Source organism: Thermus igniterrae ATCC 700962 (assembly GCF_000376265.1).
Lineage (GTDB): Bacteria > Deinococcota > Deinococci > Deinococcales > Thermaceae > Thermus > Thermus igniterrae.
In genome coordinates this window covers 38,065-52,153 of sequence record NZ_AQWU01000064.1, presented here as the reverse complement: position 1 = coordinate 52,153, position 14,089 = coordinate 38,065, and the positions used below count along the sequence as shown (strand labels likewise).

Here is a 14,089-nt window from a genome sequence, read left to right as displayed (position 1 = left end):
TCCATGCTAAATCAGCCCTCCACCCAAAGCCGCCCCCGGGTAAGGTCGGAAAGGGCCTTCAGCAGGGCCTCCTTCTCCCCCTGGGGAAGCCTGAGGGCAAAGCGCACCCCCTCGGGCAGGTAGGCCTCCTCCGCCTCCAGGTGCCGGGCGCGCAGGAGGCCGTGGACCCGGCCCACCTCGGGGAAGGGGACGCGGAAGGCCACCTCCACCCAGTCCAGCAGAGGGGCCTTGGGAGCCCGCCGCAAGGCCTCGGCCGCCACCCCCCCGTAGGCCCGCACCAGCCCCCCAGCCCCCAGCTTGACCCCGCCGAAGTAGCGCACCACCAGCACCACCACCCGGTCCAACCCCGCTGCCTCTATGGCGTGCAGGATGGGCCTGCCCGCGGTGCCCGCGGGTTCCCCATCGTCGGAAAAGCGGTAAAGGGGGCCTATCCTGTAGGCATAGGCGTTGTGGGTGGCCTGGGGCTCCCGGTGGGCGGCCAAGAAGGCCAAGGCCTCCTCCTCCGAGGCGGCGGGAGCGGCCTTGGCCAGGAAGCGGCTCCGCTGGATGATCACCTGGTGCTCGGCGAAGCCGGCCAGGGTCTGCACCTACCCCTCCCCCAAGGCCCGCGCGGCGGCCTCCTCCATGCCCCTGGCCTCGGGCAGGAGGCCGGTCCAGATCTGGAAGGCCAGGGCCCCCTGCCAGGCCAGCATGGGAAGCCCCGTCTGCACGGCAAGCCCCCTGGCCTGGGCCTCCTGCAAAAAACGGGTCCAAAGGGGCTGGTAGACCAGGTCTACCGCCGCCCCCTCCTCCGGGAAAAGCTCCGGCGGCAAAGGGGTGGCCTCCGGGTCCTTCAGGCCCACGCTGGTGGCGTTCACCAGGAGCCTGGCCTCCTTGGCCCACGCCAGGGGTACGGCCCGGAGGCCGAACTCCCGGGCCAGGGCCTCGGCCCTCTCCGGGGTGCGGTTCCAGACCCAGACCTCCAGGCCCGCCTCCTTCAGGGCCCAGGCCACCGCCCGCCCGGCCCCTCCCGCCCCCAGGACCAGGGCCGGGCCCTGCAGGGGAAACCCCCCCGCCCTCAGGGCCGCCAGGAAGCCCGGGGCGTCGGTGTTGAATCCGAAAAGGCGCCCCTCCACCTGGAGCACGGTGTTCACCGCCCCTATGGCCCGGGCCTCGGGGGAGGCCCAGTCCAGAAGGGGCAGGGCGGCCTCCTTGAGGGGGATGGTCAGGTTGACCCCCCGGTAGCCCCGGCGCACCTCCGCCAGGCGGGCGGGCAGGGCCTCGAGGGGGGTATCCAGGGCCTCGTAAGTGCCGGGAAGGCCTAGGCCCTGAAGGGCGTGGCGGTGCATGGCTGGGGAAAGGGAGTGGGCCACGGGATGGCCCAAAACGGCAAGGCGCAGCATCCCTTCCAAGATACCGTGGCCCCGGCCCCACTTGCCCGCCCGGGCCCTATAGAATGAGGACGGTGAAAAGGCTCCTTGCCCTGGTGTTCCTCCTCCCCCTGGCCCTGGGGAAGACCTACCTCATCCCCATCCAGGGAGAGATTGACCCGGCCCTGGCGGTCTTCGTGGAGCAGGCCCTGGACCGCGCCGAGCGGGAAGGGGCGGCGGGGGTAGTCTTCCTCATAGACACCCCCGGGGGGCGGGTGGACGCGGCCATCCGCATCTCCGACCGCATCCTCCAGACCCCCCTGCCCACCCTGGCGGTGGTGCAAAACGCCTTCTCCGCCGGGGCCCTCATCGCCCTCTCCTGCCGCCAGATCGCCATGCTGCCGGGCTCGGAGATCGGGGCCGCCCTGCCGGTGGTGGCCCTGCCCCTGCAACAACCCCAGGCCGCCGACCAGAAGGTGATCTCCGCCCTCAAGGGGAAGTTCCGGGCGGTGGCCGAGGCCCGGGGGCGGCCCGTGGAGCTTGCCGAAGCCATGGTGGACCCCGCCATAGAGGTGCCCGGCCTCAGCGCCAAGGGAGAACCCCTTACCCTCTCCGCGGAAAAGGCGGTGGAGCTCAAGGTGGCCGACTTTCGCGCGGGCAACCTGCCCGAGGCCCTGCGCCAGGCGGGGTTCAGCCTGGAGACCGAGCGGCTGGAGCCCGGCCCCCGGGTCCAGGTGGCCCGCTTCCTCACCAGCTCCACCGTGGCCGGCCTCCTCCTGGCCTTAGGGCTTCTTCTCCTCCTCCTGGAGCTCTTCACCCCGGGGTTTGGGGTGATGGGGGCCCTGGGCCTTGTCTTTTTGGCCCTCTACTTCGCCGGGGGGTGGTTGGCGGGGCTTTCTGGGGCCTTCGAGCTCCTCCTCTTCTTCCTGGGGGTGGCCCTGCTCCTGGCCGAGGCCTTCCTCTTCCCCGGCTTCGGCATCGCCGGGGCCCTGGGGGTGGGGGCCATCCTGGCCTCGGTATACTTCACCTTTGGGGAAAACGCCCTTTTGGTGATCGCCATCGCCGTGATCGCCCTGGGCCTGGGCCTCCTCTTCGTGTTCCGCTTCCTCCCCAGGACCCGGCCCGCCCGGGCCCTGGTGCTGGAAAGCGCCATCTCCGAGCACGCGGGGCCCCAGGAGGTGGAGGTGGGTTCGTTGGGCACCGCCATCACCGACCTCCGCCCCGGAGGCGTGGCCCGCTTCGGAGGTAAACGGGTGGACGTGGTGGCCCACCGCGGCTTCATCCCCAAGGGCACCACGGTGCGGGTGGTGGAGATACGGGGACCCACGGTCTTGGTAGAAGCGTTGGAGGAGTGATATGGAAGGACTCGGCGTGCTCTTTTTGGCCCTTTTGGTGCTCATCTTCGTCTTCCTCTTCTTCAGCTTCATCCCGGTGGGGCTTTGGATTTCCGCCTGGGCCGCGGGGGTCAGGGTACCCCTCCTCACCCTGGTGGCCATGCGCCTCAGGCGCGTGCCCCCAGCCAAGATCATCTACCCCCTGATCAAGGCCACCAAGGCGGGGCTGGACGTGCGGCTGGACCGCCTCGAGGCCCACTACCTGGCGGGGGGCAACGTGGACCGGGTGGTGGACGCCCTGATCGCCGCGGACAAGGCGGGCATCAAGCTCACCTTTGACCGCGCCGCGGCCATTGACCTGGCGGGCCGGGACGTGCTGGAGGCGGTGCGGGTCTCGGTGAACCCCAAGGTGATCCAGACCCCCATGGTGGCCGCGGTGGCCAAGGACGGCATCCAGCTTCTGGCCACCGCCCGGGTCACGGTGCGGGCCAACATTGACCGGCTGGTGGGCGGGGCCGGGGAGGAGACCATCATCGCCCGGGTAGGAGAGGGCATCGTGACCACCATCGGCTCGGCTAACTCCCACAAGGAGGTCCTGGAAAACCCTGACCGCATCTCCAAGACCGTGCTGGAAAAGGGCCTGGACGCCGGCACGGCCTTTGAGATCCTCTCCGTGGACATCGCCGACGTGGACGTGGGCAAGAACATCGGCGCCCAGCTGCAAATAGACCAGGCGGAGGCCGACAAGAAGATCGCCCAGGCCAAGGCCGAGGAGCGGCGGGCCATGGCCGTGGCCGCGGAGCAGGAGAACCGGGCCCTGGTGGAGGCCATGCGGGCCAAGCTGGTGGAGGCCCAGGCCCAGGTGCCCCTGGCCCTGGCCGAGGCCCTGCGGGAGGGGAACCTGGGGGTCATGGACTACTACCGCCTGAAGAACATTGAGGCGGACACCGACATGCGGGAGTCCATCAGCCGGGCCGCCAAGCCCGAGGGTGAGGAATGAGCCTGGACGACCTCATAGGCCTCCTCTTCCTCCTCTTCTTCGTCATCCTACCCGCCCTGCAGGGACTAGGCCGCCGGGGGGCGCCACCCACCCCCCCGGGCTTCCCCGAGGAGCTTCCCGCCCCCGAGCCCCTTCCCCGCCCCAAACCCAAGGCCAAGCCCAAGCCCAGACCTAGGCCCGCAGTCCCTCCCCCACCTTCCCGGGAACCCCAGCGGGAAGGAGAGAGCCTGGAAAGGGCCCCAAGCCCTGAGCGCACCCCCCTGGAGGTGCGCTTCCGGGAGGCGGCCCCTGAGGAAACTGCACAGAAAAAACCCAGGAAAAGGCTTATCACTACGGACCGGGAAAGCCTCCTGAAAGGGGTGATATGGCACGAAATCCTGAAGAAGCCCAGAGGCTGGTAATCCCCCTGAAGCCCGAGGAGACCCTGGCCTTTTTGGGCCAGGCGGACAAAAACCTAAAAAAGCTCCGCGCCCTCTTGCGGGAGGCCTTCCCCGAGCGCCTCAAGCTGGTGGTGCGGGGGGACCAGGTGGAGCTCTCCGGAGACCCCGAGGCCGTGGGGGTGGCGGAAAGGGTGGTGCGGGACCTCCTGGCCCTCCTGCGGCAGGGGGCGGAGCTGGACGAGCCCACCCTGGAACAGGCGGTGGGCCTGGCCCTCCAGGGGGAAGGGCTCTACCAGGCCACCACCCCGGAGACGGAGCTGGCCCTGCCCGGGCGCCTGCGGCCCAAGACCCCGGGGCAGCGGCGCTACGTGGAGGCCATCGCCACCCACGACATCACCTTCGGGGTGGGACCGGCGGGCACGGGCAAGACCTACCTGGCGGTGGCCATGGCCGTGAGCCACCTGCGGGCCCGCCGGGTGAAGCGCATCGTCCTCACGCGGCCGGCGGTGGAGGCTGGAGAAAAGCTGGGCTTTTTGCCGGGGGACATCCAGGCCAAGGTGGACCCCTACCTGCGCCCCCTCTACGATGCCCTCTTTGACATGATTGACGCCGAGCGCTTTGAGCAGTACCTGCAGTCGGGAATCATTGAGGTGGCGCCTTTGGCCTTCATGCGGGGCAGGGCCCAGCCCGTGGACACGCCGGTGCTCACCCCCGAAGGCTTCCGCCCCATGGGGAGGCTTAAGCCGGGGGACTGGGTGGTGGGCGCCTATGGCGTACCGGTGATGGTGGTGGCCGTCCACCCCCAAGGGGTCAAGCCCATCTACCGGGTCCGCTTTAGCGATGGCGTGGAGACGAGGGCCACGGCCGACCACCTTTGGGCCGTCCTCACCCCCTGGGACCGGAGGCGAAAGCGCCCTCCTCGCCTGGTCACCACCGAGGAGATGCGGGATAACCTCCACCAGCACCGCTACGAAATCCCCCTGCTCCAGGCCCCCGTGGAGTTCCCGCGGCGCCCCGTCCCCTTGGACCCCTACGCTTTGGGACTCCTCCTGGGGGATGGGTGCCTTACGGATGGCACCACGCCGACCCTCTGCACCGGCGACCCCGAGCTGAAAGAAGCCCTCGCCGCCCGGCTTCAGGGGGTGAAGGTGGTCCCCAAGGGGGGCGCGGACCCCACCTTGACCCTGAAGGGAGGGGAAAACCGCAATCCGGTAAGTACCGCCCTCCGGGCCTTAGGCCTCTGGGGAACACGCTCCAGGGAGCGCTTCGTGCCGGAAGCCTACCTCTGGAACGCATGGGAGGTGCGGTTGGCCGTGCTCCAAGGGCTTCTGGACGCGGACGGCAGCGTTCACGTCCAGCCGGGGCGGAGGGCGCGGGTCCAGTTCTCCACCTCCTCCCCCCGCCTAGCCCAGGACGTGGCCTTCCTGGTCCGTTCCCTGGGCGGCGTGGTGCACCACCGGGTGCGGCCGCAACACCGCCTGCACCCAGGCGTGGCCCGGGGACAGACTGCGCTCCACCCGGCCGAAAGCCACGTCCTGGACATCCGCCTGCCCCCAGGCCTTTCCCCCTTCCGCTTGGCACGGAAGGCGGCGATCTACGCCCAAGCCGGGGGAATACATCCCATGCGTTTCGTGGAGGCCGTTGAGCCCACCGGGGAAGCGGAAGCGGTGTGCATCACGGTGGCTAGCCCCGATGGCCTCTACGTGACAGAGGACTTCATCCTCACCCACAACACCCTCAACGATGCCTTCATCATCCTGGACGAGGCCCAGAACACCACCCCGGAGCAGATGAAGATGTTCCTCACCCGCATGGGCTTCTCCTCCAAGATGGTCATCACCGGGGACGTGACCCAGATTGACCTGCCCAAGCACCAGAAATCAGGCCTCATTGAGGCCACCCGCATCCTCAAGGGGATTGAGGGGATCGCCTTCATCTACTTCAAGGAGTCCGATGTGGTGCGCCATCCCCTGGTGGCCCGCATCATCAAGGCCTATGAGGAAGCCGAGCGCGGTGGCGATCGCGGTTAACAAGCGCCCCCCCAGGGGTCTGGTGCCCCGGCTACGCCGGGCCCTGGGGGCCCTTATGGCGGAGCTGGGGGTGGGGGACAAGGGGGTGACGGTGATCCTCACAGGAGACCGCCGCATGCGCGCCCTGAAGCGGGAATGGTGGGGAGAGGATGAGGCCACGGACGTCCTCTCCTTCCCCCACTACGAGCCCGGGGACCCCTTCATCCCCCCCCACCTGGGGGACATCTGGATCAGCCTGGACACCGCCAGGAAACAGGCGGAAGCGCGGGGGGTGGACCTTCAGGAGGAGGTGCTGGTGCTGGCCGCCCACGGCCTTTGGCACCTCCTGGGCCACGACCACCAGAAGGAGGAGGATTGGGAAGGGTTCCGCCGCGTCCAAGAGAGGATCCTCACCCTGTAAAGGGCGTGGTGCGCTCCTTCGCCTACGCCTGGGAGGGGGTGCGGTATGCCTGGCAGGTGCAGCGCAACTTCCGCATAGAGGTCTACCTGGGCCTCCTGGCCCTCCTCCTGGCCTTCTGGCTTGGGGTGGGCCTGGTCCCGGTCCTCCTCCTCCTAGGCCTGGTCCTCTCCCTGGAGCTCCTGAACACGGCCCTCGAGGCCCTCACCGACCTGGCCAGCCCCGTCTACCACCCCCTGGCCAAGCGGGCCAAGGACACCGCGGCGGCCGCGGTGCTATTGGCCAGCCTGGTGGCCTTCTTGGTGGGCCTCTACCTCTTCCTCCCCCCCCTTCTGGCCCGGCTTGGGCTAAGCTAGGGGCATGGACCACGAAGAGCGGGAGCTGATCCTGGAGCTCTTTCCAGGCACTCCCCCAGACCTCCTCCCCCTCGGGGAGATCCTCTACTACCGGGACGAGCTGGACCGGGTGGTGATCCTGGAAAAGGGCCCCCCCGAGCTCCGCCTCACCCTGGAGCCCCTGCCCGGGACCACCGGCAGCCCCCAGGTGTGCGAGGCCTGCCGCCGCCACCTCTCGGGAAGCGCCCTGGGCTTCTTCCGCCACCCCGTGGGCGGGCGGGAGACCCACCTGCGCTACCTGGTCCTCTGCCTGGACACGGGAAGCTGCGCCAGCCACGCGGAGCCCGAGCGTTTGAGGGAAATCCTCCTTCGGGGTATACTCTCCTGAGAAGGGGGCCCTTGGGCCAAGGAGGTCGGCTTTGGCCGGCCTCCATGACTTACGAGGTGAGCTATGGCGCGCGAGGTAAAACTGACCAAAGCCGGCTACGAGCGGCTCATGCAGCAGCTCATGCAGGAGCGGGAGAGGCTGCAACAGGCCACCCAGATCCTGCAGGAACTCATGGAGTCCTCCGACGACTACGACGACTCCGGGCTGGAGGCGGCCAAGCAGGAAAAGGCCCGCATTGAGGCCCGCATTGACAGCCTGGAGGACGTCCTCTCCCGGGCGGTAATCCTGGAGGAGGCCGCTACCGAGGTGATCGGGCTGGGCTCGGTGGTGGAGCTGGAGGACCCCGTAACCGGGGAGCACCTCACGGTGCAGGTGGTCTCCCCCGCCGAGGCCAGCGTCCTGGAAGTGCCCATGAAGATCTCCGACGCCTCCCCCATGGGCAAGGCCCTCCTGGGCCACCGGGTGGGGGACGTGCTCTCCCTGGACACCCCCAGGGGCAAGAAGGAGTTCCGGGTGGTGGCGGTCCACGGCTGAACCCGGGAAGTCCCAAGATGAACGAACAGACACGGCAACGCCTGCTGAACCTGGAAGCCCTGGTGGAGGCCGGGTTTGCCCCCTATCCCTACCGCTTCCCCAAGACGGCAAACGCGGCCGACCTCTTAAAGGATAAGGTGGGAGCCCCCCCGGAGACCGAGTGGCCCGAAAGGGTGGGAGTGGCCGGACGGGTGGTGGCCATAAGGCGCATGGGCAAGGTCACCTTCGCCCACCTCCTGGACGAAAGCGGCCGGATCCAGGTCTACTTCCAGCGGGACCTCACCCCCCAGTACGAGCTCCTGAAGAAGCTGGACGTGGGGGACATCCTGGGGGTGGAGGGCACCCTCTTCACCACCAAGACCGGGGAGGTCACGGTAAAGGTCCTCTCCTGGACCCCCCTGGTGAAAAGCCTCCACCCCCTGCCCGACAAGTGGCATGGCCTGCGGGAAAAGGAGGTACGCTACCGCCAGCGCTACCTGGACCTGATCGTCAACCCCGAGGTGCGGGAGGTCTTCCGGCGGCGCAGCGCCATGGTGCGCTACATCCGCCGCTTCTTTGAGGAAAAGGGGTTTTTGGAAGTGGAGACCCCCATCCTCCAGGCCACCACGGGGGGCGCAGAGGCCAGGCCCTTCAAGACCTACCACAAGGCCCTGGACCACGAGTTCTTCCTGCGCATCTCCCTGGAGCTCTACCTGAAGCGGCTCCTGGTGGGCGGCTTTGAGAAGGTCTTTGAGATTGGGCGCAACTTCCGCAACGAGGGGATAGACCACAACCACAACCCCGAGTTCACCATGCTGGAGGCCTACTGGGCCTACGCGGACTACCAGGACATGGCCCAGCTGGTGGAAGAGCTCCTCTCGGGGTTGGTCCACCACCTCTTCGGCTCCTACCAGGTGCCCTACCAGGGAAGGACCCTGAACTTCGCCCCTCCTTTTAAGCGCATCTCCTTCGTGGAGGCCCTAAAGGAGAAGGCGGGCCTGCCCTTTGACCCCCTGGACTTGGAAAGGCTTCGCATCTGGGCGGACGCCCACCACCCCGAGCTTTCCGGGGTACCCAGCTACAAGCTCCTGGACAAGCTCTTTGGCATCTACGTGGAGCCTGAGCTTCAGGACCCCACCTTCGTCTTTGACTTCCCCCTGGCCATCAGCCCCCTGGCCAAGCGCCACCGGGAGAAGCCTGGGCTCACGGAGCGCTGGGACCTGTACGCGGGCGGCATGGAACTCGCCCCCGCCTACTCCGAGCTCAACGACCCCCTGGACCAGCGGGAGCGCTTCCTGGAACAGGCCAGAAGGCGTAAGGAGGGAGACGAGGAAGCCCCGGAGCCCGACGAGGACTTCCTGCTGGCCCTGGAGTACGGCATGCCTCCCGCGGCCGGCCTGGGCCTGGGCCTGGACCGCCTGGCCATGATCCTCACCGACCAGCCCTCCCTGCGGGATGTGCTCCTCTTCCCGCTCCTGAAGCCCAAACGGGAGCTAGCGGAGGAAGAGGTTTAGGTGGCAGAACAAGCAGCCCGGCTCAGCTTCCTGGTGGCCCTCCTGGTCCTGGGGCTTAAGGTCCTGGCCTACCTCCTCACGGGCTCGGTGGCCCTGCTTTCCGATGCCCTGGAGTCCACGGTGAACGTGGCCGCGGCCCTCATGGCCCTCTTCGCCATCCGCTTCGCCCAGCGCCCCCCCGACGCCACCCACCCCTTCGGCCACACCAAGGCGGAGTACTTCTCCGCGGTGCTGGAGGGGGTCTTGGTGGTGCTGGCGGCCCTCCTCATCGCCAAAGAGGCCCTTCCCCGCCTCCTCCAGCCCACCCCCCTGGAAGGCCTGGGCCCCGGGCTTTCCGTGAGCCTTCTGGCCTCCGGCCTGAATGGCCTCCTGGCCTACCACCTGATCCGGCAGGGACGGCGCCTGCGCTCCCCCGCCCTCACCGCCGACGGCTACCACGTGCTCTCCGACGTACTCACCTCCATGGGGGTCCTCCTGGGGATAGGCCTCGCCTGGCTCACAGGACTTTGGGTGCTGGACCCCCTTTTGGCCCTCCTGGTGGCGGGCAACATCCTCCTCATGGGCTTCCGCCTGGTACGCCACTCCGTGGGGGGGCTCATGGATGAAGGGCTTTCCCCTGAGGAGGTGGCCCGCATCCAGGCGGTCATCACCAGCCGCCTTGCGGGAAGGGCCCTGGAGGTCCACGACCTCAAGACCCGCCGGGCCGGCCCCCGGGCCTTCTTGGAGTTCCACCTGGTGGTGCCGGGAAGGACCACGGTGGAGGAGGCTCACCAGCTTTGCGACGAGCTGGAGCGGGCCCTGGAAAAGGAGTTCCCCGGCCTGGTGGTCACCATCCACGTGGAACCCGAGAGGGAACGCAAGGAGCTGGGGGCCTAGCCCCCCCTGTGCCTGCACCCCCGCCTGGCGGGGGTGCATGACGCTCTTTTCCCAAAGCGCATAAAAGCGTAAACTGTAGCCAAAGGGAGGGCCCATGCGCAAGAAGCACGACTGGCTCAGGGAGACCTACCAGAAGAGCCTGGAGAAGATGCCCGAAAGGCCCATTGCCCACCGTACCCTTTCGGACATCGCCCCCGAACCCCTCTATACCCCGGAGGATATCGGGGTCCTGGACCCGGAGTACGAGGAGAAGCGGGGCTACCCCGGGGAGTACCCCTACACCCGGGGGGTTTACGGCTCCATGTACCGGTCCAAGCTCTGGACCATGCGCATGTTCGCTGGCTTCGGCACCGCCGAGCAGACCAACGAGCGCTTCAAGAAGCTCCTCAAAGCGGGTCAGACCGGGCTCTCCGTGGCCTTTGACCTCCCCACCCTCATGGGCTACGACTCCGACCACCCCCTTTCCAAGGGAGAAGTGGGAAAGTGCGGGGTGGCCGTAAGCAGCCTGGCGGACATGGAGGTCCTCTTCGACGGCATCAACCTGGAAGAGGTCACCACCTCCATGACCATCAACAGCCCGGCCAACGCCATCTGGGCCATGTACCTGGCGGTAGCCAAGAAGCGGGGCTACGACTGGAAGAAGCTGGGTGGAACCATCCAGAACGACATCCTCAAGGAGTTCATCGCCCAGAAGGAGTTCATCTTCCCCCCTGAGCCCAGCGTGAAGCTGGTCATCGACACCTTTGAGTGGGGGCCCAGGAACGTGCCCAAGTGGAACTTCATCTCCGTCTCCGGCTACCACATCCGCGAGGCGGGCTCCACCGCGGTGCAGGAGCTGGCCTGGACCCTGGCGGACGGGTTTGAGTACGTGGAGGCCGCCCTCAAGCGGGGCCTGGACATAGACGAGTTCGCCCCCCGCATCAGCTTCTTCTTTGACGTGCACAACGACTTCTTTGAGGAAATCGCCAAGTTCCGCGCGGCCCGGCGCATCTGGGCCAAGGAGATGCGCCACCGCTACGGGGCCAAGAACCCCCAGAGCTGGATGCTCCGCACCCACGCCCAGACCGCCGGGGTCTCCCTCACCGCCCAGCAACCCCTCAACAACATCGCCCGGGTGGCCATCCAGGCCCTGGCCGCCGTCCTGGGAGGCACCAACAGCCTGCACACCGATGCCTACGACGAGGCCCTGGCCCTGCCCACGGAGGAGTCGGCCACCATCGCCCTGCGCACCCAGCAGATCATCGCCTACGAGACCGGCGTCACCCACACCATTGACCCCCTGGCGGGCAGTTACTACGTGGAGTGGCTCACCGACGAGATGGAACGCCAGGCCATGGCCATCATTGAGGAGATCCGCCGCATGGGCGGGGTGGTGCGGGCCATTGAGGAGGGGTACTTCCTGCGGGAGCTGGCCGAGGCCAGCTACCGCTACCAGCAGGAGGTGGAACGCAAGGAGCGCATCATCGTGGGGGTGAACGCCTTCACCGACGAGATCCCCCTCAAGGTGCCCATCCAGCTGGTGGACCCCGAGGTGGAGCGGGTCCAGGCGGAGCGCCTGGCCCGGGTGCGGCGGGAGCGGGACCCCAAGCGGGTGGAGGAGGCCCTGGCCGGCCTTCGCCAAGCGGCGGTGGAGGGGCAGAACACCATGCCCCACTTCGTGGAGTGCGCCCTGGCCTACTGCACCCTGGGGGAGATGATGGACGTGCTGCGGGAGGTCTACGGCACCTACCAGGAGCCCGCTTACGTGTAGGAGGGTAGAATGCCCCACATGGACAGGCGCATACGGGTGCTGATCGCCAAGCCGGGCCTGGACGGGCACGACCGGGGGGCCAAGGTGGTGGCCCGGGCCCTGCGGGATGCGGGGATGGAGGTGATTTACACCGGGCTACGCCAGACCCCCGAGATGATCGTGTCCGCGGCCATCCAGGAGGATGTGGACGCCATCGGGCTTTCCATCCTCTCCGGGGCCCACATGCACTACTTCCGCGAGGTGAAGCGGCTCCTCGAGGCCCAAGGGGCGGAGGACATCCTCCTCTTCGGCGGGGGCATCATCCCCGACGAGGACGTGCCCCGGCTCAAAGAACTGGGGGTGGCAGCGGTCTTTGGACCAGGCACCAGCACCCAGGAGATCGTGGACTTCCTGCGGCGGGCGGTGCCGGAGCGCTGGCGCGCCCAGGGGCTGGCCTGAAGCCATGAAGGCCATCCAGCTCCACTACCCCCCGGAGTGGGCCCACTGCTACGGCTGCGGCTACCTGAACGCCCACGGCCTGCACCTCAAGACCTACTGGAACCCCGAGCGCCAGCTGGCCGAGACCCGCTTCACCCCAAGCCCCCACCACACCGCCATCCCCGGCTTCGTCTACGGGGGGCTTCTGGCCTCCTTGGTGGACTGCCACTCCACCGCCTCGGCCGCCGCTGCCAAGGCGGCGGCCGAGGGGGTAAACCTGGAGGAAAACCCCTTGCGCTTCGTTACCGCCAGCCTCAAGGTGGACTACCTGAGGCCCACCCCCCTGGGGCCTGAGCTCTACCTGGTGGGCCGGGCCCGGGAGGTAAAGGGCAAAAAGGTGGTGGTGGAGACGGAGCTCTACGCGGAAGGGGCGCTCACGGTGCGGGGGGAAGCCGTGCTGGTGCAGATCACGGAGGGCTTCGGTCAGCCCAGAAGCGCTCCAGGCGCTGGATGAGGCGGGCTAGGCCCTCCGCCACCGGGGAAGCCATGAGGGCCAGTTCCAGCCAGGCCTCCTCCAGCACCTTCCGCACCTCCTCCAGGTCCTTCTGGGGGAAAAGGGCGCCCGCGGCCAGGGCATCGCGCTCGGCCTGAAGGGCCTTGAGCCGCTCTTGGGCGGTCTGCAGGTAGTAGCCTAGCCGGGCGTTCTCCAGGGCCAGCCGGTCCACCTGCTCCCTCAGGGGACGCGTTATCTCCTCGCGCCAGGCCCTTTCCTGCTGGATCCTCCGGTCCAGCTCGTCATCCCAGCGGAGCATGGCTCCATGCTAAGATCACCCGCCACCCTCCCCTTGTGATTTTTGCACACGCCCTAAAACTCAAAGAAGGCGGGGAGGAACTCGTACCCCTCCCCCGCCCGGCGAATGTAGCCCAGGCTCGGCCAGGGGAAGTGATAGGCGGTGATGAGGCTCCGCTCCTCCGCCACCTTCGCAAAAAGACGCGCTCGGGTGCGCACCACCTGCTCCCGGTCCATGTCAAAGCCCAGGTAGGCCTGGGGAAAGCGCAGGGAGAGGAGGTAGTGGCCGGCAGCATCCCCGAACACGAAAAGCCGCCGGCCCTGGGAGAGGACCTCGAGGCTCATGTGCCCCGGGGTGTGGCCGTAGGAGGCCACCGCCCTGACCCCGGGGAGCACCTCCTCCCCGTCCCTGACGGGGCGAATCCTTTCCCTAAAGGGCACCAGGGCCCGGGTCACGGCGGCCGAGGGGTTTTTCAGCCAGTAGTCCAGGTCCACCTCCCCCATGAGGAGCTCCGCCCGGGGGAAGACCGGCCTTCCCTCCCCGTCCACCAGGCCGCCGATGTGGTCGGGGTGGCCGTGGGTGAGGAAGACGTGGGTGATCTCCTCCGGGGCATACCCCGCCAGGGCCAGGTGCTCCAGAAGCCTTCCCCCTGAGGCCACCCCCCGCCCCGTGTCCACCAGGAGGCGGGCTGGGCCAGTGTCCAGAAGGAGGGGATTGAAGTTGTTGCGGGTGGCCTCGGGGTTGAGAAAGTGCGCCTCCAGGGTGCGGCGGAAGGCCTCCTGGAGCTCAGGGTTGGCCCCCCAGTTGGGCAAAAGGGGCCCGGGGGCCGACTGCCCGTCGGAGAGGACAAAGGCGGTAATCCCCCCCACCTGGAAGCGGTAGAACCCGCCCCCATTGACCCCGCGGGGGCTACGGCCCGGGGCCTGGCCGGAGGCCAGGCCGGCCATCAAGAACAAGCCCGCGCCTTTAAGAAACACCCGGCGTTCCATACTTTTCCCCCTCAGGGCCCAAGCTA

General features: G+C 68.0%; 16 protein-coding genes and 3 pseudogenes. 15 read left to right on the top strand and 4 right to left on the bottom strand.

Annotated elements, in window-relative coordinates:
- Window positions 1-11 precede the first annotated feature (11 nt).
- Entirely contained in the window at window positions 12-587 is a 576-nt protein-coding gene (locus B128_RS0107295) for an IMPACT family protein (RefSeq protein ID WP_018111630.1), read from the bottom strand.
- Window positions 588-1,382: a shikimate dehydrogenase gene (aroE, locus tag B128_RS0107290; RefSeq protein ID WP_018111629.1), complete on the bottom strand. Its 795-nt coding sequence runs from the start codon at window positions 1,380-1,382 to the stop codon at window positions 588-590.
- Between the two features lie 53 nt (window positions 1,383-1,435).
- Between aroE and B128_RS0107285 the strand changes: the two genes are divergently transcribed.
- The 15 genes and pseudogenes from B128_RS0107285 to B128_RS0107225 all read left to right on the top strand — a co-directional run bounded on the left by B128_RS0107285 (window position 1,436) and on the right by B128_RS0107225 (window position 12,797).
- Entirely contained in the window at window positions 1,436-2,704 is a 1,269-nt protein-coding gene (locus B128_RS0107285; RefSeq protein WP_156822403.1) for an NfeD family protein, read from the top strand.
- A gap of 1 nt (window position 2,705) precedes the next feature.
- Entirely contained in the window at window positions 2,706-3,683 is a 978-nt protein-coding gene (floA, locus tag B128_RS0107280) for a flotillin-like protein FloA (protein ID WP_018111627.1), read from the top strand.
- Window positions 3,680-4,084, top strand: coding sequence for a hypothetical protein (locus B128_RS0107275; protein ID WP_018111626.1), 405 nt, complete (start codon window positions 3,680-3,682; stop codon window positions 4,082-4,084). Before floA ends, B128_RS0107275 begins: the two co-directional genes overlap by 4 nt.
- Window positions 4,048-4,743 (top strand): annotated as a pseudogene (locus B128_RS13445) (PhoH family protein); the annotation flags it as partial. The gene B128_RS0107275 and the pseudogene B128_RS13445, both read left to right, overlap by 37 nt.
- A pseudogene (locus B128_RS13440) lies at window positions 4,732-5,502 on the top strand (LAGLIDADG family homing endonuclease); the annotation flags it as partial. The pseudogenes B128_RS13445 and B128_RS13440, both read left to right, overlap by 12 nt.
- Before the next feature lie 294 nt (window positions 5,503-5,796).
- Window positions 5,797-6,093 (top strand): annotated as a pseudogene (locus B128_RS13195) (PhoH family protein); the annotation flags it as partial.
- Entirely contained in the window at window positions 6,077-6,493 is a 417-nt protein-coding gene (gene ybeY, locus B128_RS0107265; RefSeq protein WP_018111624.1) for an rRNA maturation RNase YbeY, read from the top strand. The pseudogene B128_RS13195 and the gene ybeY, both read left to right, overlap by 17 nt.
- The gene (locus B128_RS0107260; protein WP_026175104.1) at window positions 6,448-6,846 is read left to right on the top strand and encodes a diacylglycerol kinase; all 399 of its coding nucleotides are present in this window, start codon (window positions 6,448-6,450) and stop codon (window positions 6,844-6,846) included. Before ybeY ends, B128_RS0107260 begins: the two co-directional genes overlap by 46 nt.
- Before the next feature lie 4 nt (window positions 6,847-6,850).
- Entirely contained in the window at window positions 6,851-7,213 is a 363-nt protein-coding gene (locus tag B128_RS0107255) for a hypothetical protein (protein WP_018111622.1), read from the top strand.
- Between the two features lie 63 nt (window positions 7,214-7,276).
- Window positions 7,277-7,747 carry a GreA/GreB family elongation factor gene (locus tag B128_RS0107250; protein WP_018111621.1) on the top strand — a complete coding sequence of 157 codons (471 nt, stop codon included), beginning with the start codon at window positions 7,277-7,279 and terminating at the stop codon, window positions 7,745-7,747.
- 17 nt (window positions 7,748-7,764) lie between these two features.
- Window positions 7,765-9,240 (top strand): lysine--tRNA ligase, encoded by a 1,476-nt coding sequence (lysS, locus tag B128_RS0107245; protein ID WP_018111620.1) that lies wholly within the window; start codon window positions 7,765-7,767, stop codon window positions 9,238-9,240.
- The gene (locus B128_RS0107240) at window positions 9,241-10,116 is read left to right on the top strand and encodes a cation diffusion facilitator family transporter (protein ID WP_018111619.1); all 876 of its coding nucleotides are present in this window, start codon (window positions 9,241-9,243) and stop codon (window positions 10,114-10,116) included.
- Window positions 10,117-10,210: 94 nt separating this feature from the next.
- Complete coding sequence (locus tag B128_RS0107235) at window positions 10,211-11,866, top strand: acyl-CoA mutase large subunit family protein (RefSeq protein ID WP_018111618.1); 1,656 nt, start codon at window positions 10,211-10,213, stop codon at window positions 11,864-11,866.
- Window positions 11,867-11,875: 9 nt separating this feature from the next.
- Complete coding sequence (locus tag B128_RS0107230; protein WP_018111617.1) at window positions 11,876-12,304, top strand: cobalamin B12-binding domain-containing protein; 429 nt, start codon at window positions 11,876-11,878, stop codon at window positions 12,302-12,304.
- Window positions 12,305-12,308: 4 nt separating this feature from the next.
- Window positions 12,309-12,797: a PaaI family thioesterase gene (locus tag B128_RS0107225; protein WP_018111616.1), complete on the top strand. Its 489-nt coding sequence runs from the start codon at window positions 12,309-12,311 to the stop codon at window positions 12,795-12,797.
- Here B128_RS0107225 and B128_RS13375 read toward each other — a convergent pair.
- Window positions 12,751-13,095, bottom strand: a complete 345-nt coding sequence (locus tag B128_RS13375) for a hypothetical protein (RefSeq protein WP_018111615.1) — start codon at window positions 13,093-13,095, stop codon at window positions 12,751-12,753. The two genes, B128_RS0107225 and B128_RS13375, sit on opposite strands and share 47 nt — an antisense overlap.
- A gap of 53 nt (window positions 13,096-13,148) precedes the next feature.
- A complete protein-coding gene (locus tag B128_RS0107215) occupies window positions 13,149-14,063 on the bottom strand; it encodes an MBL fold metallo-hydrolase (RefSeq protein WP_018111614.1) in 915 nt (304 codons plus the stop codon).
- Window positions 14,064-14,089 lie beyond the last annotated feature (26 nt).

Excerpts from the sequence above, each read along its gene's own strand:
- B128_RS0107215 (WP_018111614.1), bottom strand. The coding sequence starts at position 14,063 with ATGGAACGCCGGGTGTTTCTTAAAGGCGCGGGCTTGTTCTTGATGGCC.
- B128_RS13375 (WP_018111615.1), bottom strand. The coding sequence starts at position 13,095 with ATGCTCCGCTGGGATGACGAGCTGGACCGGAGGATCCAGCAGGAAAGG.
- B128_RS0107230 (WP_018111617.1), top strand. The coding sequence starts at position 11,876 with ATGCCCCACATGGACAGGCGCATACGGGTGCTGATCGCCAAGCCGGGC.
- B128_RS0107285 (WP_156822403.1), top strand. The coding sequence starts at position 1,436 with ATGAGGACGGTGAAAAGGCTCCTTGCCCTGGTGTTCCTCCTCCCCCTG.
- B128_RS0107225 (WP_018111616.1), top strand. The coding sequence starts at position 12,309 with ATGAAGGCCATCCAGCTCCACTACCCCCCGGAGTGGGCCCACTGCTAC.
- B128_RS0107275 (WP_018111626.1), top strand. The coding sequence starts at position 3,680 with ATGAGCCTGGACGACCTCATAGGCCTCCTCTTCCTCCTCTTCTTCGTC.
- B128_RS0107255 (WP_018111622.1), top strand. The coding sequence starts at position 6,851 with ATGGACCACGAAGAGCGGGAGCTGATCCTGGAGCTCTTTCCAGGCACT.
- lysS (WP_018111620.1), top strand. The coding sequence starts at position 7,765 with ATGAACGAACAGACACGGCAACGCCTGCTGAACCTGGAAGCCCTGGTG.
- B128_RS0107250 (WP_018111621.1), top strand. The coding sequence starts at position 7,277 with ATGGCGCGCGAGGTAAAACTGACCAAAGCCGGCTACGAGCGGCTCATG.
- floA (WP_018111627.1), top strand. The coding sequence starts at position 2,706 with ATGGAAGGACTCGGCGTGCTCTTTTTGGCCCTTTTGGTGCTCATCTTC.
- aroE (WP_018111629.1), bottom strand. The coding sequence starts at position 1,382 with ATGCTGCGCCTTGCCGTTTTGGGCCATCCCGTGGCCCACTCCCTTTCC.
- B128_RS0107235 (WP_018111618.1), top strand. The coding sequence starts at position 10,211 with ATGCGCAAGAAGCACGACTGGCTCAGGGAGACCTACCAGAAGAGCCTG.